Here is a 19,937-nt window from a genome sequence, read left to right as displayed (position 1 = left end):
GGGGTCCCGAGCGCCCGCTGGTACCCATGACGGGTGACGCACTCGCTGACGTACGACCCCGTGGTCGACGCCCAGCCCCTGCCACGGGTCCGCCCGCCGCGGACGCCGCCACCGGGAAGGGCGCTGGTACTGGCGCCCGGGGGGATGTATCTGGTGGACACCACCGAGCACCGACTGGCACTCGGCCTACGGCTGCCCGGCCGGGACGCGCCCGACGCGTTCCACTGCCACCTGCGGCTGATGTGCCGGGTCACCGACCCCGCCGAGATCGTGGCCCGGGGCATCCGGGACATGAGCGCCGCCTGGTACGACCCGCTCCACGCCCGACTGCGCGACCTGTCCCGCCGCTACGGCAGCGAACAGCTCCGGGAAGCGGAGGAGGCGCTGAACGCCGCGCTGCGGCGGGTCACGGGCGCCCCGGCCGTCCGGCTGTACGGCGCCTGTGCCGAACTGCGCGCGCTACCGGGCCTGTTGGAAGCCTCTGGTCCCAGCCGTGTGCGCGGGGTGCCTCGGGTGGTGACGGGGCCGCGGTCGACGCCGGGCGGGGCCGAGGTACTGCGAGGCGAGGTGCTGGCCCGCAAGGAGGAGCCACTGCCGCCTCCGTCCCCCGCCCCGACGCGCCGCGCCAGCAGGGTGCGGGGGACGACGACGGCAGAGACGCGAACGGGGGAGGAGCGCCGTAGCGGCGAAGGACCGGTGACCGGCCCATGACCATCCCCCCGAAGCCCACCCGCACCCCGGACTCCCGCCCCTCCCAGTCCGCTTCTCCACCCCCTCACCCCGACCACCTCACCTGGTCCGCCACCCACACCCGCCTCCAGGCCCTCACCGTCTGGACGGAACGCCGCCCCGGCCACGGAGAGGACGCCGAGCCGCTCGCGGTCCATCACCGGCCCACCGGGAACGGCCTGTTGGCCGTGTTCGACGGCGCGGGCGGGTCCGGCGCCGCCCCCGCATGGCACGCGCCCGACGGGGCGACGCACACCGGCGCCTGGGTCGGGGCGCGGAGCGCGCGGTTGGCGGCGGAGTGCTGGTTCCAGGGAGTCGTCGACGGCGAAGTGCCGGACAGCCCCGAGCAGTTGAAGTACTGCCTGCGGACCGTGCTGGACGCCGCGCCCCACGGGGTCCGGAGCAAGGTCACCGGGTCGATGCGCCGGCTGCTGCCCACCACCCTGGCCGCGCTCCGCTACCGGGCCGGCGATGAACGCGTCCGCTGGCAGGCCCTCTGGGCCGGTGACTCGCGGTCGTACGCCCTGCTTCCCGACAGCGGTCTGCACGCCCTCACCCGGGACGACACCCACGAGGACGACACGCTCGTCCAGCTGCGCCAGGACCCGCCGATGACGAACGTGATCTGCGCCGACCGCGACTTCGAACTCTCCGTCCAGCAGGGCGAGTTCAGCGAACCGTGCGTGCTGCTTTCGGCGACCGACGGGTTCTTCGGCTATGTCCACACCCCGGCCCAGTTCGAGTGCCTCCTCCTCGACACGCTCGGCCGGGCCCGGAGCGCGGGCCAGTGGGCCGAGCTGATGCGCCGGGCGATCCAGCCGGTCACGGCGGACGACGCGTCGCTCTCCCTGGTCGCGCTGGGCTTCGACGACTTCGCGCACCTGCGCGGCGCCTTCGCCGGGCGCCACGACAGCGTCGTACGCGGCGGGTACCGGGACGTTCCGACGGCCGACGGGCCCGACGCGGTGCGCGACTGGCAGGACCGGACGTGGGAGTCCTACCGACACACATACGAGCAGCTCATGCCGGGGGTACGGGAGTGAAGCGGGGCGATGTGATCGGCGGGTACCGGGTCGTCAGCGACCCGACCAACGCCGACGGCGGGAAATGCGTGTGGGCCTTCGCCGAGAAGGACGGCAGGGAGTACTTCCTCAAGCGGTTCCTCGAACCGAAGCGGCCGCGCGAGGGCAGCGGCAGCGCGGCGGGCCGGCGTATCCGGCTGGAGACCTGCCGTGAGTACGGCGTCCAGGACCTCTCCGCCTCCTGGTGGGACCTCGAACCGTCCACCGCCGAGCGGGAGGAGGCCGACCGGGACTGGCTCACCGCCCCCGTCTCACCGGCGACCCGCGTACTGCTCCGCTCGGTCATGGCCCGCCTGACCGCCGCGGACACGTGACCCGAGGGAGTCATCATGACCGGGCCGACGTGGCAGTGCTCGGACTGCGACACCTTCAACGACGCCACGGTGCGGGTGTGCGACGTCTGTGAGACACCCCGGCGCGCGGCGACGGCCCCCAAGGCAGCCTCCGGGCCGACGAGCGGCGAACCGAGGAAGACACCGCCCAAGAAGACGCCGCCGCCCAGGAAGACGCCCCCGAAGCGGTCGCCCGCGAGGACGCCCCATGCCAAGAAGGCGCCCGCCAAGACGACGCCCACGGCGAAGAAGACCGCCCCGGCGAAGAAGACCGCCCCGGCCAAGAAGACCGCCCCGGCCAAGAAGACGCCCCCCGCCAGGAAGCCGCCGCCCCGCACCGGTATCGACCTGGTCGGAGCGCGCTCCCCCATCGCGGGGCTGGGATGGGTGTGCCCCACCTGTGGTCACCGGGTCGTCGGTCACCTCACCTGCGACATCTGCTGCATGGGCTGGACACCCGAGGCGACGACGACGGTACGCGGGAGGCCGCTGACCGGTACCACCCCGCGCCCGTCGGCCACGCCGGACTTCGCGAGGCCGACGCCCAGAAAACCGACCCGCGGCGAGATCGCGGCGGGCTGCGGCTGCATCCTGTTCATCGCGGCCACCGTCGTCACCCTCGTCGTCCTGCTGATCCTCAACTGGTCGGCCGTGACGTCGTTCCTGACGGGCGCCGGCTCCTCGAAGGACTCCTCGGCCCCGTCCCCGACGGTCTCCGCGAGCGGCCCCTGCCCGAAGGAGCTGGCCGCGCTGCTGCCGAAGGGCACGGCACCGGGCGCCCGACTCGTCGCGGCCTACAGCAGGGGCAACGTGAAGGACCGGTACGCCTTCTGCCGTACGAAGGCCGGGAAGGTCTACTACTTCATGGCGAAGAAGACCGGCGCTTCGTACGGCAGGCCCACCGTGGCGACGAGGTCCGGAACCGGATACCTGGTGCGTTTTCCCGACAGCAGTTTCCGGTTCCGGGACCTGGAGGTGACGGCCTACGACAAGGACGACAAGGAGCTCTGGAAGGAGAAGCTGACCCCGCAGGCCGCCGTCGACTGACAGCCGGGGACCGCCCGTTGCCGAAAGGCGGCCGTGGGCTCAGTCCTTCCCGCGCGTCCCCACCGCGTCCTCCACCGGCCCCGCCGGCGCCGGCACCGCGGCCGCCGCGGCCCCGTCCCCGTCGGTGTTGATCTTCTCGACGATCGCGAGCCGCTCCGGGGTGTCCTCCGGCTTCACGAAGCCGATGAGGATGTACAGGACCAGTGAGACCGCCAGCGGGATGGAGACCTGGTACTGGAGCGGCACCCCGCCCTCGATCTGCCAGCTGATCGGGTAGTTGACCAGCCAGAAGGCGAGCAGGCCCATCGACCAGCTGGTGAGCGCGGCGGTCGGGCCGGAGCGGCGGAACGGCCGGAGCAGGCCGAGCATCATCGGGATCGCCATCGGGCCCATCAGACCGGCGACCCACTTGATCACCACGGTGATGATGTCCTTGAAGGTGGGGGAGTTGACCTGGGTCGCCGCCGCCATGGACAGGCCGAGGAAGACGACCGTCGTGATCCGCGCGACCCGCAGCCCCTGTCCCTCGGTCCAGGTCCGCGCCCGGCGCCAGATCACCGGCGCGCAGTCCCGGGTGAAGACGGCGGCGATGGCGTTGGCGTCGGAGGAGCACATGGCCATGGTGTGCGAGAAGAAGCCGACGATGACGAGGCCCAACAGGCCGTGCGGCAGCAGCTGTTCGGTCATCAGGCCGTACGAGTCCGAGCCGTCCGTCTTCTGTGACTCGACCAGCAGCGGCGACATCCACATGGGGAAGAAGAGGACCACCGGCCAGACCAGCCACAGGATCGCCGACAGCCGCGCCGAGCGCTCGGCCTCGTACGGGGTGGCCGTGGCCATGTACCGCTGGGCCTGGTTGAGCATGCCGCCGTTGTACTCGAAGAGCTTGATGAAGAGGAAGGCGAGGAGGAAGACCGTCCCGTACGGGCCGACCAGCGGTTCACCGTGGCCCTGGAGCTCGGGCCGGTCCCAGGCGTCGAGGAAGCCGATGCCCTTGTCGTTCAGCTTCATGATGACCGCGATGAACATCGCCACGCCGGCCAGCAACTGGATGACGAACTGGCCGAGTTCGGTCAGCGCGTCGGCCCACAGTCCGCCGATGGTGCAGTAGACGGCGGTGATGCCACCGGTGATGAGGATGCCCTGGTTGAGGGAGACCCCGGTGAACACGGACAGCAGCGTGGCGATGGCCGCCCACTTGGCGCCCACGTCCACGATCTTCAGCAGCATGCCGGACCAGGCCAGCGCCTGCTGGGTCTTCAGGTCGTAGCGGCTCTTCAGGTACTCCAGCGGGGAGGCGACGTGCAGGCGTGAGCGCAGCCGGTTGATGCGCGGCGCGAACAGCTTCGACCCGATGGCGATGCCGAGCGCGATGGGGAAGGACCACGTCACGAACGACGTGACGCCGTAGGTGTAGGCGATGCCCGCGTAGCCCGTGAACATCACCGCGCTGTATCCGGACATGTGATGCGAGATGCCGGACAGCCACCACGGCATCTTGCCGCCCGCGGTGAAGAAGTCGCTGACGTTGTCCACCCGTTTGTGCGACCAGACGCCGATCGCCACCATCACGCCGAAGTAGCCGATGAGCACGGCCCAGTCGAGACCGTTCATGTGCGCCCTCCCAGGGTTCAGCCCGGCGCTCATCCTGGGCGCTGTCGCGTGAACACGACAAGCGAGCGTAAGGTCAAGGGAAGGTAAAAATGTTCGAGATGAGGGCCTGGGTTCACCTATGTGAACTCATCGCATCAGCTCCCCGGCGTTGACCAGCAACGACTGTCCCGTGAGAGAACGTGCCCTGTCCGACGCCAGGAACACCACCGCGTCCGCAACGTCCCCGTCCGTGGCGAGATCGGGCAGTGCCATCCGTTCCGTCAGCCGCTTCCGCACGTCGGCCTCGGGCACCCCCTCCGTCTGCGCCGTGAACTGGACGAACGCCCGCACCGGAGGCCCCCACATCCAGCCCGGCAGCACGGTGTTCACCCGGATCCGGTGCGGGCCCAGCTCCCGTGCCAGCGAGTACATCGCGCTCGTCAGCGCCCCCTTCGACGCCGCGTACGCGGCCTGCCGTACCTGTGAGGGCGCGGCCACCGAGGACTGCGTCCCGATGAACACGACCGAGCCGCCGCGCTCCTTCAGGGCCGGCAGACAGGCCCGCGTCATCCGCAGCGATCCCAGCAGGTTCACGTCGATCACCGACTGCCAGGTCGTGAAGTCCGCGTCCTCAAGACCGCCGAAGCAGGAGTCCCAGGCCGCCACATGGACCACCCCGTCGATCCCCCCGAACCGCTCCCGCGCGAGCGCCGCCAGCGCCTCGCACCGCGTCTCTTCGGTGATGTCCGTCGCCCGGTACGCCGTGTGCGCCCCGTCCGGATCGATCTCGGCCGCGCACTTGGCGAGGTTGGCCTCCGTGCGCGCCCCGAGGACCGCGTTCCCCCCGTCGCGCACCACCGCGGCGGCGACCTGGTGACCCAGCCCGGCGCCCACCCCCGACACGACGACGGTCTTGCCCGCGAGCAGTGCCATTCCGCTGCCTCCCGACTCTGGACGCACTATCTGACGGCCCGTCAGAGTATGGGTGACCGCAGGAAAGGGGAACCGCATGAGCGAGGACACCCGCAGCGAGACGTACGCCGAACTGGCCGCCGTCGGCCCGTACGGGGTCCACCCGGGCCACGCCCTGATCACCATGGTCGAACCGCACCCGGGCCACGAGTACGCCTACAACCGCTGGTACGAGGACGACCACTACTACGCCGGCGCGATGGCCATGCCCTGGATGTACGCCGGGAGGCGCTGGGTGGCCCCCCGTGACCTCCAGCTCCTGCGCTACCCGGAGAAGTCGGCGATAGCCCAGCCCGTCACCGCCGGCTGCTACATCTCGACGTACTGGATCACCGCCGGCCGCTACGCCGACCACATGCGCTGGACGGTCGCCATCAACCGCCGCCTCAACCGCGACGCCCGCGTCTACCAGGACCGCACCCATGTCTTCACGGCGTTCCAAAACCACGAGGCCACCGTGTACCGCGACGGCGCGGCAGGCCCCCGCGACTTCCACGCCCTGGACCACCCCTACGCGGGCCTGGTGGTCCAGGTCATCGACGCACACTCCCCCGAACACCGCGCCGACCTGCTGGAATGGCTGCGCACCCGCCACCTCCCGAAGCGCCTCGCGGGCTCCCCGACGGCGATGGTGACGATCTTCCGGCCCACCCCCCTCCCGCTCGACCGCATGTCGTACGTCAAGCAGGTCGAGGGCGTGGACACCCGGCTGACGCTGCTGTGGTTCCTGGAGAGCGATCCGAGGGAGTGCTGGGAGGGCCACTTCACGGGCCTGGACGCGGCGGTGGAGGAGGCGGGCCTGGGGCGAGTGGAACTGGTGGCACCATTCGTCCCCACGATCCCGGGGACGGACAGGTACGTGGACCAGCTGCGCTGACGGGATCTGTCAGCGCCACTCCTCTGGGCAGGGGGTCCCCCGCGAGAAGTTGTACGGCGCCGCCAGCCGGTACTCGCCCGCCCGCGGAGCGACCAGCGTCGTCCACTTGTCGCCCTCCGCGTCCTCCTTCGTCTCCATCAGACAGCCGTGGACGTTGGCGTACGACTTCGGCAGGCCGTCGGTGCGGCTCTCGGACGCCTCCGTCTCCTGCGGCGGGTCGAGCTTCTTGCCGTCGGCGTCGACGAGGCCCAGCCAGGGCGAGTACGGGATACGGATGAGGACGCGCCCCGGCTTGCTCACCCTCATCGTCATCTCGCCCTGCTCGGCCCGCTCGACGACCGCGTTCGGCTCGGCGAGCGGCGTCGGGGCGGTCACCTGGAACAGCTGCCAGTTGGCGTCGCCCCACACCTGCTTCAGATACGGCAGGCCGCGCTGCACCAGCTCCCGCTCCCGCTCCGCCGCCGAGGGATCCGGCTCGTCCTTGGGCAGGACCACGAAGTGCACGGCCCAGCGCTTGAGCCACTCGCGATAGTTCGCGGAGTTGAGAGTGTCGTCGTAGAAGAGCTCGTTGCGCTTCATATCGGCCTGGCGGTTCCAGCCACGGGCCAGATTGACGTACGGGGCGAGGGCGGCGGCCTCGCGGTGGGAACGGGCGGGCACGACCTCCACCCGGCCCTTCTCGGCGCCGACGTCCTGGAGCTCGTTGACCAGCGGGGCCAGATCGCGGGCCCAGGCCGCCTCCGGGGCGGCGTGGATGATGTCGTCGACCGTCTTGTAGCCGATCCAGCCGGCGAAGGTGAGCAGCGCCAGCACACCCGTGTACCACTTGCGTGAACGCGGCACCGTGAAGGGCAGCGCGGCCACCAGGGCCGTTCCGCCGAAGAGCATCGCCAGGCGCGTGATGTTGGAACCGATCTGCGAGCTGATCACCCAGACCAGGACGACCGCGAGGCCGTACACCGCGGACACCAGCCGGACCGTCTTCCACTCCTCGGGCACCAGCACGAAGGTGACGGCGGCGACCAGCAGCGGCAGCAGCACCGAGCCGATCACCATCGGCTGGGTGCCGGAGAAGGGGAACAGCCAGGCCGACACGGCCACGACCGCGGTCGGCGCCAGCCCCAGCGCCCAGGCGCCCGGCCGCCGCTTCTGCAGGAACAGCGCCACCGCCACGAAGCCCACGAACAGTCCCGCCACCGGCGACGCCATGGTGGCCAGCGCGGCCAGCGGCGCGGCGCACAGGGCCTTCGCCCAGCGCTTGTAGCGCCAGCGGTGCGGCCAGCAGAACACGACGGCGACCGCGCCCAGCGCGAACATCGTGCCCAGCCCGAAGGTCACCCGCCCCGAGATGGCGTTGCACACCAGCCCGAAGACCCCGGCGAGCGAGGCCCACAGCGGATTCCGCACCGAGCGGCTGCGGATCAGGACCAGCGTCAGCAGACCCGCGGAGATGGTGCCCGCGATCATCATCGTCGTACGGACACCGAGGACCGACATCAGATACGGCGACACCACGCTGTACGACACCGGGTGCATCCCGCCGTACCAGGCCAGGTTGTACGCCGAGTCCGGATGCCGGCCGACGAACTCGGCCCAGGCGTCCTGCGCGGCGAGGTCGCCGCCGCTGCTCGCGAACGTGAAGAACCAGATGACGTGAAGGAGCCCGGCCAGTGCCGTGATCGACAGCACCGGGTGACGCAGAAGGCGCTCACGCAGCGTGTGGACGGCGGCGGTCAGACGCGACGGCGGCTCGTTCTCCGTGCGGCTCGGGCCGTCTCCCTGGCGTGGCGCGGGTACGCGTATTCGCGGACCGGCTCCCCGTCCCGGATCGGCGTCGTCGGCGCGTGTCGGCTCCGCAGTGGCCACGTCTGAGGCACTCCCCGTGCTGTCCCGTCTGCTGTTCTGGCCGCGTCCCGTTTCCCGCGTGTTGTCGGCCCGGTACCTGAAGGTTCTCCGGTCCCGCCGTGCGAGCGACGACCTGCCCGTTTCGTGACGCTAGCACGCAGCCCGCCGACGAGGCCTGTCGGCGGGCTGCGATGCCGTGCTGCTTCGCCCTTCCCGGGTCAGCCGAGGCGGGTCAGCTTGTCCGTGAAGCCCGGTTCGGCCAGGTCCGACTGGAGGGCCACCGGGATCTTGACCGCGCCGCTGCTGCCGTCACCCACGGTGAGCGTGCCCACCTCGGTGCCGGCCTTCGCGGTGTGCGGGACCTCGCCGGCGGCGAAGGTCAGCTCCACCTTCAGACCGGACCAGCCGACCGCCTTGACGTCCTTCGTCGCGACGACCGGGGTACGGCCGCCGAGGCCGTCGTCGACGTACCCGACGACGTCGCCCTTCTTGAGGATCGTCGCCGACTCCAGCGCGTCCTGCGCGGCACGGATCAGCTTGTCGCCGGAGTCGAGAGCCGCGGCGAGGATGCCGCCGCCCGCGTCCGGCTGGCGCACCACCGCGCCGACGACGGTCCGGGTCTCGCCGCCGATCTCCTTCTTCGCGGCGAACACCAGGTTGCCGAGGGCGGAGGTGGTGGTGCCGGTCTTGATGCCGACGACGTTGTTGCGGCCGACCAACTGGTTCCAGTTGCCGTGGTTGTGGCCCTTGTAGTCGTCGTACGACATCATCGCGGCGACCTCGCGGAAGGCGGGCTCCTTCATCGCCGCCTTGGCCAGCTTCACCTGGTCCACGGCCGTGCTCACGGTGGTGTTGTTCAGACCGGAGGGGTCGGTGTACGTGGTGTTCGTCATGCCGAGGTCCTCGGCGGTGGCGTTCATCTTCGCCACGAACGCCTTCTCGGAACCGGCGTCCCAACGGGCCAGGAGACGGGCGACGTTGTTCGCGGATGCGATCAGGATGCTCTCCAGGGCCTCGCGCTGGGAGATCTTGTCGCCCTTCGTCACGTTGACCGTCGACTCCTGGCCCGCGTCCGACTGCTCCTCGGCGGCCTGGTCGATCGTGATGTCCGGGCCCTCGGCGCCGCTGTCGAGCCTGTGCTGGCGCAGGATGACGTATGCCGTCATGACCTTGGCCACGCTGGCGATCGGCACGGGCTTCTGGTCGCCCGAGGAGCCGAAGGTGCCGATGCCGTCGACGTCCAGGGCGGCCTGGCCGTCGGCGGGCCACGGGATGTCGACCTTGGCGCCGTCGAAGGTGTAGGTGTCCTCGGCGGTGAGGTCGAGGGTGGGGGCCGGGAGCGGGCGCATGCTCTGTACGACCGCGAAGACGATCACCAGCAGCAGCACCAGCGGGGTCCAGATCTTGACCCGTCGGATGGCCGTGCGGACGGGGGTGTCCGGGGGCGGCGGGGTGTTCGTCAGCTCGGCCAGGAGGTCCAGCGGGGGCCTGGGCGGCAGGGGTTGCTGGGTGGTGCGTTCGGGGCCCACCTGGGGGACGGCGGCGGTGACGTCCGGGGCCGGGGGTTTGGGGGTGTCCGGCTTGATGTCGGGCTTGAGCGCGACGAACTTGCTGGTGCGCTCGGAGGGGGTCTCGGCGTCGGGCTTGGGGGCCTTCAGCATGGTGGTGGGCTGGTCGACGCGGGGTTCGGTGGGGCGTACGGCCTTGAAGACGGCGGTCGGCTGATCGACGGGCTTGGCCTTGGCGGGGGGTGCGGGGGCCGGCGTCTCGTCGCCGGCGTCCTCGGCTTCGCCTTCGTCCTCCGTGTCCCCACCCGCACCGCCCGTGCGGGTCTCGTCCTCGGGTGCGGGTGGCCCCTGCGGGGCATCCTCGCCGTCGGCGGCCGCGGGTGCTTCGTCGTCCGAGGCCTCGGCTTCGCCTTCGGCCTTCGTGTCCCCACCCGCACCGCCCGTGCGGGTCTCGTCCTCGGGTGCGGGTGGCCCCTGCGGGGCATCCTCGCCGTCGGCGGCCGCGGGAGCGTCGTCGTCCGCGTCGGACGCCGCCGAGGGCTTGTCCGAGCTGTCGGCCTCCTCGCCCTCCCCGTCGGCGTCCTCGTCCGCGTCCGGCGTCGACTTCGCGTCCTCGGGGTCCTCGGAGGTCACCCAAGCCGCCACAGCCGCCCTCAGCCGATCGTCACCCTTGCCCTCGGCATCAGTGTCCTTAGCCTCGGCGTCCGCACCGTCCTCGGCACCCGCCTCAACGTCCCCGGCGTCCTCAGCCTCCTCGGCACCCGCCTCAACGTCCCCGGCGTCTTCGGAGCCCTCGGCGTTCTCCTCCACCCCGGTCTTCTCCGTCTTCGCCCTCACCGCGTCCAGTTCCTGCCGGGACAGGACCCTCGTCGCCGTGTCGACGCCGCCGCGCTGGGCGTCCGCGGGGTCAGCGGCAGCGCTCTCGCGGGCCACCGCCAGGCGGGGGTCCGGGCGGGCGGGGGTGGGGTCGTCGGGTTCGGGACGGGATTCGGGAACCGGGATCGCGCTCCCCGACGTCGGTTCTGCCGACGACTCGCGCTGCTTCGACCTGTCGGGGGACTCGCCCGCCACCGATGCCTCCTCCATGTGCCGCCGCACGCCCTCCGTGCGTCTGCCGAACCGTGAGCCGTCGCCCGGGCACCGTGCCCGTACGACCCCCCGTGCCGCTGTCCGAACCATGTACCAGTGTCCAGGGCGCGGACCTCAACTCATCCGGTAGACGAGAACGACATACCTACCGGTTCCCTCACGAACCGGTCACGCACCCTCGACAGATGAATGTGAGAGGGGTCACCCTGTCTTTCATCCACGCGGGGAGGCATGGATGGGCAGGAGCCGCAGAACGATTCCGGAGGAGCTTCTGCTGCTGGCGTTGGACCCGACCACGGGTACCACCGCGCAGCCGCAGTCGCTCGACCTTGGTCTGGCCGGAGCGCAGCTAGTGGAGCTGGCGCTGGCCGGACGGATAGCCCCAGACGGGGATCGTATCGCCGTGGTGGCACCACGGCCGACTGGAGATCCGACACTGGACTGCGCGTTGGAGTTGCTGCGAAGGCGTGGCGCTCCCGTGCGTGCCGTCCACTGGATCGGCGGGCCCCGGCTGGGGCTGCGCCAGACCTACCTCTCGCATCTGGAACGGTGCGGCATGGTGCATGCCGTGGCGGGTCAGATGTGCGGGGTGTTGCCGACGACTCGTTACCAGGCGACGGACAACGCCATCAGCCGGGAGATCAGGGCCCGGCTGGATTCAGCGATCCGTACCGGCGTACCGCCGGACCCACGGACCGCGGCGCTCGCCGCACTGGCACACGCGGTCGGCCTCGGCAAGCACCTGTATCCGGGGAACGAGGGCAGGTCCTCGCGCTCCCGGCTGCGGGATCTGATCAGGCACGACCCCATGGGCGGTCTCGTGGCGCACGCCGTGATGGACGTCCAGAACGGCGTGGCGGCCCAGCCGCGTCGTAGCCCGGCCCCGGCGACCGGCCGTCAGGCCGCCCCCGGCGGCAGGGCGGAGGAACCCGCCCGTGGTGTTCCGGTGCAGCCGCGCCGCGGATCCATGGCGCGTGTCGTGGCCCACTGAGCCGCGGGAGTCCACGACACGACCCGCACCACCGGGCCTTCGCACCACCGGGCCTTCGCGTACCAAGGCCTTCGCGCAACAGGGCCATCGCTCCACCAGTACGGCACGCACCATCGCGCATGCACCGCACGCACCATCGCGCATGCACCGCACGCACCATCGCGCATGCGCCGCACGCGCGCACCACATGCTCCACACGCACGCCACGCACAGCACCGCGCCGCAGTCCCCACGACCGGTTCGGGAGCCGCTGTCCGCGCGGGGTGACGGGACCGTACGTCCGGACGACGACCGGGTCCCGTCGCCCCGCGCGGCCGTATGTGTGCCGGGTTTTGCCGGGGGTGTCCCCGAACTGGCGTGTATCCAGCGCATATCCACCGTTTGCCAGCGGTAGTAAGCACCTTGGTGGCAGTCTGCTCAACAGCAGATACGCAAAGTCGCAATCACAGGCAGGCAGCCGGAGGTGCACGTCCCGTGGCGTCCAATGTCAATCCCACCGTCAGGCGACGCCGGCTGGGCCAGGAGCTGCGCCGGCTCCGCGAGCTCAAGGGCATGACGGCCGAAGAGGTGGCCGAGCGGCTGCTGGTGTCGCAGTCGAAGATCAGCCGGCTGGAGAACGGGCGGCGCAGCATCAGCCAGCGCGACGTCCGCGATCTGTGCGGGGTCTACGAGGTGGAGGACCACCGGATCGTGGATTCGCTGATGCAGATGGCCAAGGATTCGCGGCAGCAGGGGTGGTGGCACTCCTTCGGCGACATCCCCTACAGCGTCTACATCGGTCTGGAGACGGACGCGGCGAGTCTGCGCGTGTACGACCCGCAGGTCGTGCCGGGGCTGTTGCAGACGAAGCAGTACGCGGAGGCCCTGATCGCCGGGGCGTTGCCGGAGACGGCGTCCGCCGAGATCGAGAAGCGGGTCCAGGTGCGGATGCGCCGACAGGAACGAATCTCCACCGAGGAGAACCCGCTCCGGCTGTGGACCGTCCTGGACGAGGCCGCGCTGCGCCGCGTCGTCGGCAACAAGTCCCTCATGCGTGACCAGTTGGAACAGCTGGTGGAGCAGTCCCAGCTGCCGCACGTCACCGTGCAGGTCATCCCGTTCGAGCTGGGCGCGCACCCGGGCCTCAACGGGCAGTACGCGATCCTGGAGTTCCCGGACGCGGCCGACTCCAGCGTCGTCTACATCGAGGGCGTCACCAGCGACCTGTACCTGGAGAAGGCGAACGACGTGCAGAAGTACAGCGTGATGTACGAGCACCTGAGGGCACAGGCCCTGAACGTCGAGCAGTCCCGGCAGTTCATCGCGAACATCGCCAAGGAGTACGCGGCCTGAGAAGCGCCGTACCGTACACCGTCCCCCGGGCGGGGCGGAAGACTCCAATGGAATATGCCACCCACCCGAGTGAATAGTCGCTTCGTCAGCCGATGTTGGCGAGTAGCGTCGATCACGCCACCGAGCAACAAGGCTGGCGTGAATCGCGCTGCGGGTTCCGGTCCGGACGCGCAGTGCGGTGACAGCAACTCAACATCTGGCAATTCGGAGCAAACATGGCAATTCGTCAGGGTGCCACGGACACGTGGACCAAGTCCTCGTACTCCACAGGGAACGGCGCTTGCGTCGAGATCAAGTCGCCGGTCACGGCGGCCATGGCGGTGCGGGACTCCAAGGTTCCCGCGGGCCCGATCCTGGCGTTCCCCGCGACCGCGTGGAACACCTTCGTGGCGTCGGTCAAGGCGTGAGGGGCGGTTCCGGCTGATCCTCACCCTCAACCGACCGCACGAACCACAACTGCACAAGCACCACAGGAAGAGCCCTCTCGACCAGCCCGCCGTCCTTGCCGAGAGGGCTCGGCTGTGCCCCGGCCCCCAGGGCCTTTCCGGTGCGGCCCGGCGGGTCACCTCACCGGGAACGCCACATCGCACACCGGGTCCTCCGCCCCCGCCGCCTCCCAGTCCGCGAAGTACACCTCCCGGCACGGGCCCGTCTGTTCCAGGCCCTCCCGGGCGATCCACTCCTCCACCGCCTCGAAGGCCGCCAGAATCTGCGGATGGGCCACCTGGGCCTTGGTGACGCGGGTGTAGGCCAGCCGCTGGGCGGGCTGCACCCGCACCTTCGTCTCCCCGGTACGGCCGTGCTGCTCGGCCCACGCCCGGGCCGCCGCCTCGTCCGCCACCGGTACGCACGACTCGGCGGGACCGTCGCTCTCCATCGACACCTCGGAGTGGTACACGACGAACGGCGGCCCCGTGATCCCGCCGCACTCCCGCGCCGCCGACTCCAGCCGGCCCAGTGACGCCCCGATCCACGTAGGCAGCTCGCCCGCCAGCACATGGCGGGCCTCGCCGATCACCACCTGCTCGGGCACGTCCACCGTCTCGACCACGAACTTGCCGTACATCTCGGAGCTCCTCCCCGACAGCCGTCCACGGAGGTACTCGGCGAGCGTCCGCTGCCCCGCCACCCGCGCCTCGACATCCGCCCAGTACGCGTCGAGCCGGGCCGCGGCCGCGGCCCCGTCCGGTGCCTCGACCACCTCCGCGACCCGTGCGAGCGGCATGTCCAGCTGGCGCAGCAGCGCCACCAGGCGGGCGCGCTCGATCTGGCCGGCGCGGTAGTAGCGGTAGCCACTGACCTCGTCGACCCGCACGGGAGGCAGCAGCCCCAGACGGTCGTACAGGCGCAACGCCTTGGCCGAGAGCCTGGCCCGTGCGGCGAACACGCCGATCGTGAGCAGTTCGTCGTCCACTGCCTCATCCTCCGTCACCGGGCGGCTCTTCCGCCCGGTGCGAAGGACGCTCGGCCCTGCCCCAGGGGCAAGGTCAACCCCGGCTACACCAGCTGGGCCTCGACGGCCGCCACCAGTTCCGCGGCCTCCGGCTCGGTCTGCGGCGAGAAGCGGGCGACGACGGTGCCGTCCCGGCCGATCAGGAACTTCTCGAAGTTCCAGCGGATGTCGCCGCTGTGCCCCTCGGCGTCGGCGAAACCGACCAGACGCTCGTACAGCGGGTGCCGTCCCTCCCCGTTCACCTCGACCTTCTCGGTCATCGGGAAGGTCACGCCGTACGTCGCCGAGCAGAACTCGGCGATCTCCTCGGCGCTGCCGGGCTCCTGTCCCATGAACTGGTTGCAGGGCACGCCGAGCACGGTGAAGCCGCGCTCCGCGTAGCGCTCCTGGAGCTTCTCCAGGCCGTTGTACTGCGGGGTGAGGCCGCACTTGGAGGCGACGTTCACGACGAGGACCGCCTGGCCGGCGTACTGGGCGAGGTCGGCGGCGCCGCCGGTGAGGGTGTTGATGTCGACGTCGAGGGGGGAGCTGCTGTCATGGGTTGTCATGAAGCGGATGCTAACTCCGCTACGTGTCGGACCGGCGCCGGGCGTCGACGAGGGTGTCCCCCGCCGCCGTCCGCGAGTACAGCACCGACCGTCCCGCCCGCCGCCGCTCCACCAGCCCCGCGTCCAGCAGCACCCGCAGATGCCGTCCGACCGAGCCCAGGCTCTGGCCCGTCACCGCGACCAGCTGGCTCGTGCTCATGGGGGAGCCCAGGAGGACGAGGACCGTGGCCCGGGCCGGTCCCAGCAGGGCGCCGAGGCTCGCGGGGACGGGCCGGGCGCCCGGGTCGGCGAGGGCGCCCGTGCAGGCGTAGACGAGGGCGTACCGGTCGGGCTCCTCCCAGGAGACCCAGCCGGTCCTCGGGGTGACCGGCATGAAGACGAGCTCGGCGCCGGAGATCTCGCGGGGCGGGTACTCGTGCAGGTTCACCTGGAGCCGGTTCTCGCCGAGCCAGCGGGTCTGCCCCGGCCGCAGGGAGTCCAGCACCGCCGCCCAGCCGCCCTGGCTCACCCGCGCGGTCCGGGCGGCCACGTCCGCCTCCAGGATGCGCCGGCGCCGGTCCCAGTACGGCCGTACGGTCCGGGTCCAGACGTACTCCAGGAGCGCGGCGGCGCGGTCGGGGAGGTCGTCGCGGTCGAGTACGGCGGGCAGCGGGCCGGCGAGGGAGACGGTGAGGTGGGCGCGTGCGGCGGCGGGGTCGGCGGAGCGCACCCGGGCGACGACCTCCTCGAAGCTCTCCCCGTCCTTCGGGGTGGGGGTGACGAAGTCGGCGATCCAGGACCGGCCGAGGGCGGCGCGCACGAGCCGCGCGGTCGTGGGGTCGGCGGCGAGGCGGGCGCGGTAGGCGGGCAGATGGGCGCGGAGCCAGGCCTGCTCGCCGGGGTGCGCGGGCGTGCCCGCGTGCAGCAGCTTCAGGCTCGCGAGGGTCTCGGTGAACGGGGAGAGGACGAAGCGGCTGCGGGCGAGCGTGTCCGCGTTGAGCTGCCACCACCCCATGCGCACCCCCGGTGTTTCGCGTCCGCGCGAAACAATACGACCCCCCGCTTCCGGCGCCGCAGACTCCGCGCATGCGCAGCTACCGCGAGCTCTTCCGCACCCCCGAGTTCACCCCGTTCTTCCTCGCCTCCGCGGCCCAGGGCGCCGCCCTGACGATCGGCGGGCTGGCGCTGGCCACGCTGGTCTACCGGGCCACCGACTCGCCGCTGCTGTCGGCGGTGAGCATGTTCGGGCCGCAGCTCGCGCAGATGCTCGGGGCGACCTTCCTCCTGTCGGGCGCCGACCGGCTGCCCCCGCGGGCGACGCTGGGCTCCATCAGCCTCGCCTTCGCCGCCTGTACGACGGTGCTGGCCCTGCCCGGCCTGCCCGTCGGGGCGATCTTCGGCGTGATCTTCCTCCAGGGCCTGATCGCCTCGCTGGGCGGGGGAGTGACCGGCGGTCTGCTGAACGAGATCCTGCCCAAGGACGGCTTCGTACTGGGCCGTTCGGTGTTCAACATGGTGTTCGGGCTGGTGCAGGTCGTCGGGTTCGCGACGGGCGGCGCCCTGCTGACGCTGCTGTCCCCCCGGAGCTGTCTGATGCTGTCGGCGGCGCTGTACGCCACCGCGTCCCTCGTCTTCCGCCTGGGCCTGACCGCCCGCCCGCCCCGCAGCGCGGGCCGCCCGTCCGTAGCGGCGACCTGGCGCACCAACGCCCTCCTGTGGTCCTCGCGCCCCCGCCGCCTCACCTACCTGGGCCTGTGGATCCCCAACGGGCTGATCGTCGGCTGTGAATCCCTCTTCGTCTCCTACGACTCCGGGGCCGCCGGCACCCTGTTCGCCGCCGCGGCGCTGGGCATGTTCGTCGGCGATCTGACCGTCGGCCGCTTCGTACCGCCCGCCCTGCGCTCCCGCCTGCCGGTCCCGCTGCTCCTCCTGCTGGCCACGCCGTACCTGCTCTTCGCCCTGCGGCCGGGCACGCCCTGGGCCGCGCTGGCCGTGTGCGTCGCCTCCGTCGGCTTCGGCGCGAGCCTCGCCCAGCAGGAGCGCCTCATGTCCCTCACCCCGGACGAACTCGCGGGCCACGCCCTCGGGTTGCGCGCCGCCGGAATGCTCACCCTGCAGGGACTCAGCGCCGCCCTCGCCGGCTCGATCGCCCAACTGACCTCGCCCGCGACGGCGATGACGGCCATGGCGGTCGCCTCGCTGGCGGTGACCGTGACCCTGGCGGTGGCGAGCCGCGGGGAGGAGCGGGACGCGGAGAGGGGAGTTTTTCCCACCGACTTGCGGGCCCCGGTGTCGCCAGAATGAGGGCACGGGCGCTTCGGCCCCCGTACCGGAGACATCACCGCACAGGCGACAGAGGGGAGCGAGTCGTATGGACCGCGCGAAGCGGCTCGGGGGGAACCGTCCGGCCGACGAGAGCACAGGGCCCGGGGGGTTCTCCGTCACGGCCGGATGGGTGGGGCTGCGGCGGGCGCTGACCCTGTGCTGGACGGCGACGGCGGCCCTCGGCCGGTCACTGTCGGTCTGCGGGGCGATCAGCCTGATGGGCCCCGGCCTCGGCTTGGTGCCGCGCGCCATGGAGGGGATCCGCGACCTGGCCGCCCGTCGGCGCGCACTGGCGCTGCGCTGGTCGGGCGTGGAGATACCGGGCCCGCCCGGCCCGCTGCCACCCGTGCCCGAGGGGGCGTCCGGGGTGGTCGCCCGCTACCGGTGGATCATGAGCGACCCGCAGACCCGGCGGGAGTACGTCTGGGTGCTGGTCGACCCGCTGGCCGGCGCGCTCCTCGCCTTCCTTCCCCTCGCCCTGGTCCTGAGCGGCGTGTGGGGGATCTTCCTCGCCTTCTTCGGTGTCCCGCTCTCCGCCGAGTGGGACGGCCTGTGGTACCAGTTCGTCCCGATCGAGGGGCAGGCCACCGCCGTGCTCGCCGGGGTACTCGGCGTCCTGCAACTGCCGCTGGCCCTGTGGGCGGCGCCGCGCGTCGTGCGCCGGCACGCCCTGTACACCCGCGCGATGCTCGCCCCGAGCGAGAGCGAGCTGATGGCCGGCCGGATCCAGGGCCTGTCCGGCGGATCATGCCGGCGTCGCGGGGCCTGGTGCGCCCATCTGCGGCGTTGTCGTCGGTTGCCGACGCTCCGCGTCGCCGCCCTCCTCCGCCTTGCAGCTGGACGCACCAGGCCCCGCTCACCTGAGTTGATGAGGCGCCGTTCCTTGAAGCCGGCCTGATCCGCCGGACAGGCCCTGGCACCTGGCCGCGACCCGCTCCGACGCCGTCGACACGCAGATGGCCGAGATCCGCCGTATCGAACGCGACCTGCACGACGGCGCCCAGGCCCGCCTGGTGGCGATGGGCATGACCCTGGACGCCGCCGAGAACCTCCTGGAGACCAACCCCGAGGCCGTGCGCGCCCTGCTCGTCGAGGCGCGCGAGTCCTCCGCCAAGGCGCTGGCCGAACTGCGCGACCTGGTGCGCGGCATCCATCCCCCGGTCCTCGCCGACCGTGGACTCGCCGACGCCGTACGGGCGTTGGCGATGGTCTGCCCGGTCCGCACCGAGGTCGAGATCGACCTGCCGGGCCGGCCCGAGACGCCGGTCGAGTCCGCCGCGTACTTCGCGGTCTCGGAGGTTCTCACCAACGTCGCCAAGCACTCCGGTGCCGGACAGGCGCTGATCGACATCCATTACGCTCACGGAATGCTGCGCATCACCGTCACCGACGACGGCCACGGCGGCGCGGACGCCTCGCGCGGCAGCGGTCTGCGGGGCATCGAGCGCCGGCTCGCCACCTTCGACGGGGTGCTCGCCGTGCACAGCCCCGTGAACGGACCGACGCTGGTGACGATGGAGCTTCCGTGCGTATTGCCCTCGCCGAAGACCACTTCCTCCTGAGGGACGGGCTCGTCCGTCTGCTCGGCGCCCACGGCCACGAGGTCGTCGCGGCGGTGGACAACGGTACGGAACTGCTGGACGCGCTCGTCGGTGAGCGGCCGGACGTCGCGGTGGTCGACGTGCGGCTGCCGCCGACGTTCACGGACGAGGGCCTGCGCGCGGCGCTGACGGCCCGCGAACGGCTCCCGGACCTGCCGATCCTGCTGCTCTCCCAGTACGTCGAGCCGCTCTACGCCCGCGAGTTGCTCGCGGACGGCGGCCGGGCCGTGGGCTATCTGCTGAAGGACCGGGTCACCAACGGCAGCCAGTTCCTGGACTCCATCCGCCGGGTGGCCGAGGGCGGTACGGTCATGGACCCCGAGGTGGTCGCGGGGCTCCTGACCCGCAAGGAGCGGGACGAGGCCGTGGGCAGCCTTTCGGCACGCGAGCGCGAGGTTCTGGAGTGGGTGGCCCAGGGGCGCTCCAACGCCGGTATCGCGCAGGGCCTGTTCATCACGGAGAAGGCCGTCGCCAAGCACATCGGCAACATCTTCACCAAGCTGGGACTGCTGCCGACGGACGGCGACAACCGCCGGGTGCTGGCGGTGCTGGCGTATCTGGACCAGTGACGCCGGGACGGCATCGACGGATGCCGTCCGGTGACTGCCGGGGGCGGGGGCCGCCTGCACGTCCC

General features: G+C 71.4%; 18 protein-coding genes and 1 pseudogene. 12 read left to right on the top strand and 7 right to left on the bottom strand.

Translation table 11 applies throughout. The annotated features are described in order from the left end of the window. Positions 1-33: 33 nt before the first annotated feature. From AQJ67_RS29525 to AQJ67_RS48700, 4 genes are read left to right on the top strand one after another with little or no spacing between them, the layout of a single operon-like run. Positions 34-711 (top strand): hypothetical protein, encoded by a 678-nt coding sequence (locus AQJ67_RS29525; protein WP_159058849.1) that lies wholly within the window; start codon positions 34-36, stop codon positions 709-711. After that, positions 708-1,772, top strand: coding sequence for a serine/threonine protein phosphatase (locus AQJ67_RS29520; protein WP_208615065.1), 1,065 nt, complete (start codon positions 708-710; stop codon positions 1,770-1,772). Before AQJ67_RS29525 ends, AQJ67_RS29520 begins: the two co-directional genes overlap by 4 nt. Beyond that, on the top strand, positions 1,769-2,125 hold the full coding sequence (locus AQJ67_RS48705) for a hypothetical protein (RefSeq protein WP_062722341.1): 357 nt from the start codon (positions 1,769-1,771) through the stop codon (positions 2,123-2,125). The genes AQJ67_RS29520 and AQJ67_RS48705 overlap by 4 nt, the downstream gene beginning before the upstream one ends. 15 nt (positions 2,126-2,140) lie before the next feature. Then, the gene (locus AQJ67_RS48700; protein ID WP_062722340.1) at positions 2,141-3,190 is read left to right on the top strand and encodes a zinc finger Ran-binding domain-containing protein; all 1,050 of its coding nucleotides are present in this window, start codon (positions 2,141-2,143) and stop codon (positions 3,188-3,190) included. A gap of 39 nt (positions 3,191-3,229) precedes the next feature. Here the strand turns inward: AQJ67_RS48700 and AQJ67_RS29505 are convergent, their stop codons facing one another. Continuing rightward, the gene (locus tag AQJ67_RS29505; protein ID WP_062722339.1) at positions 3,230-4,804 is read right to left on the bottom strand and encodes a sodium:solute symporter family protein; all 1,575 of its coding nucleotides are present in this window, start codon (positions 4,802-4,804) and stop codon (positions 3,230-3,232) included. A gap of 126 nt (positions 4,805-4,930) precedes the next feature. Further along, positions 4,931-5,716, bottom strand: a complete 786-nt coding sequence (locus AQJ67_RS29500) for an SDR family oxidoreductase (protein ID WP_062722338.1) — start codon at positions 5,714-5,716, stop codon at positions 4,931-4,933. Positions 5,717-5,792: 76 nt separating this feature from the next. Between AQJ67_RS29500 and AQJ67_RS29495 the strand changes: the two genes are divergently transcribed. Further along, complete coding sequence (locus AQJ67_RS29495) at positions 5,793-6,632, top strand: hypothetical protein (RefSeq protein ID WP_062722337.1); 840 nt, start codon at positions 5,793-5,795, stop codon at positions 6,630-6,632. A 9-nt stretch (positions 6,633-6,641) separates the two neighbouring features. Here the strand turns inward: AQJ67_RS29495 and AQJ67_RS29490 are convergent, their stop codons facing one another. Next, positions 6,642-8,498: a hypothetical protein gene (locus AQJ67_RS29490; protein ID WP_062722336.1), complete on the bottom strand. Its 1,857-nt coding sequence runs from the start codon at positions 8,496-8,498 to the stop codon at positions 6,642-6,644. A 197-nt stretch (positions 8,499-8,695) separates the two neighbouring features. Next, on the bottom strand, positions 8,696-11,056 hold the full coding sequence (locus tag AQJ67_RS29485) for a serine hydrolase (protein ID WP_062722470.1): 2,361 nt from the start codon (positions 11,054-11,056) through the stop codon (positions 8,696-8,698). 253 nt (positions 11,057-11,309) lie between these two features. On the opposite strand from AQJ67_RS29485, the gene AQJ67_RS29480 reads away from it, so the two are divergent. The 3 genes from AQJ67_RS29480 (at position 11,310) to AQJ67_RS45755 (ending at position 13,804) form a co-directional block, all read left to right on the top strand. Further along, the gene (locus tag AQJ67_RS29480; RefSeq protein WP_062722335.1) at positions 11,310-12,065 is read left to right on the top strand and encodes a GOLPH3/VPS74 family protein; all 756 of its coding nucleotides are present in this window, start codon (positions 11,310-11,312) and stop codon (positions 12,063-12,065) included. Positions 12,066-12,539: 474 nt separating this feature from the next. Next, complete coding sequence (locus AQJ67_RS29475) at positions 12,540-13,397, top strand: helix-turn-helix domain-containing protein (RefSeq protein WP_062722334.1); 858 nt, start codon at positions 12,540-12,542, stop codon at positions 13,395-13,397. A 215-nt stretch (positions 13,398-13,612) separates the two neighbouring features. Then, positions 13,613-13,804: a DUF397 domain-containing protein gene (locus tag AQJ67_RS45755; protein WP_079056249.1), complete on the top strand. Its 192-nt coding sequence runs from the start codon at positions 13,613-13,615 to the stop codon at positions 13,802-13,804. A 155-nt stretch (positions 13,805-13,959) separates the two neighbouring features. Here the strand turns inward: AQJ67_RS45755 and AQJ67_RS29470 are convergent, their stop codons facing one another. The 3 genes from AQJ67_RS29470 to AQJ67_RS29460 all read right to left on the bottom strand — a co-directional run bounded on the left by AQJ67_RS29470 (position 13,960) and on the right by AQJ67_RS29460 (position 16,392). Continuing rightward, complete coding sequence (locus AQJ67_RS29470) at positions 13,960-14,829, bottom strand: MerR family transcriptional regulator (RefSeq protein ID WP_062722333.1); 870 nt, start codon at positions 14,827-14,829, stop codon at positions 13,960-13,962. A gap of 65 nt (positions 14,830-14,894) precedes the next feature. Next, on the bottom strand, positions 14,895-15,398 hold the full coding sequence (locus tag AQJ67_RS29465) for a glutathione peroxidase (protein ID WP_062722332.1): 504 nt from the start codon (positions 15,396-15,398) through the stop codon (positions 14,895-14,897). A gap of 19 nt (positions 15,399-15,417) precedes the next feature. Further along, a complete protein-coding gene (locus AQJ67_RS29460) occupies positions 15,418-16,392 on the bottom strand; it encodes an ArsR/SmtB family transcription factor (RefSeq protein WP_062722331.1) in 975 nt (324 codons plus the stop codon). Positions 16,393-16,463: 71 nt separating this feature from the next. On the opposite strand from AQJ67_RS29460, the gene AQJ67_RS29455 reads away from it, so the two are divergent. The 4 genes and pseudogenes from AQJ67_RS29455 (at position 16,464) to AQJ67_RS29440 (ending at position 19,872) form a co-directional block, all read left to right on the top strand. Continuing rightward, entirely contained in the window at positions 16,464-17,681 is a 1,218-nt protein-coding gene (locus AQJ67_RS29455) for an MFS transporter (RefSeq protein WP_062722330.1), read from the top strand. Between the two features lie 67 nt (positions 17,682-17,748). Continuing rightward, the gene (locus AQJ67_RS29450; protein ID WP_062722329.1) at positions 17,749-18,600 is read left to right on the top strand and encodes a sensor domain-containing protein; all 852 of its coding nucleotides are present in this window, start codon (positions 17,749-17,751) and stop codon (positions 18,598-18,600) included. A gap of 22 nt (positions 18,601-18,622) precedes the next feature. Continuing rightward, positions 18,623-19,264: pseudogene (locus AQJ67_RS29445) on the top strand (sensor histidine kinase); the annotation flags it as partial. Beyond that, positions 19,228-19,872, top strand: coding sequence for a response regulator transcription factor (locus tag AQJ67_RS29440; protein ID WP_062722328.1), 645 nt, complete (start codon positions 19,228-19,230; stop codon positions 19,870-19,872). The pseudogene AQJ67_RS29445 and the gene AQJ67_RS29440, both read left to right, overlap by 37 nt. Positions 19,873-19,937: the final 65 nt, after the last annotated feature.

This window comes from Streptomyces caeruleatus, from assembly GCF_001514235.1.
Classification (GTDB): Bacteria; Actinomycetota; Actinomycetes; order Streptomycetales; family Streptomycetaceae; genus Streptomyces; species Streptomyces caeruleatus.
Note: the sequence above shows the minus strand (reverse complement) of the source record. Positions and strands in the feature narration are given on the sequence as shown.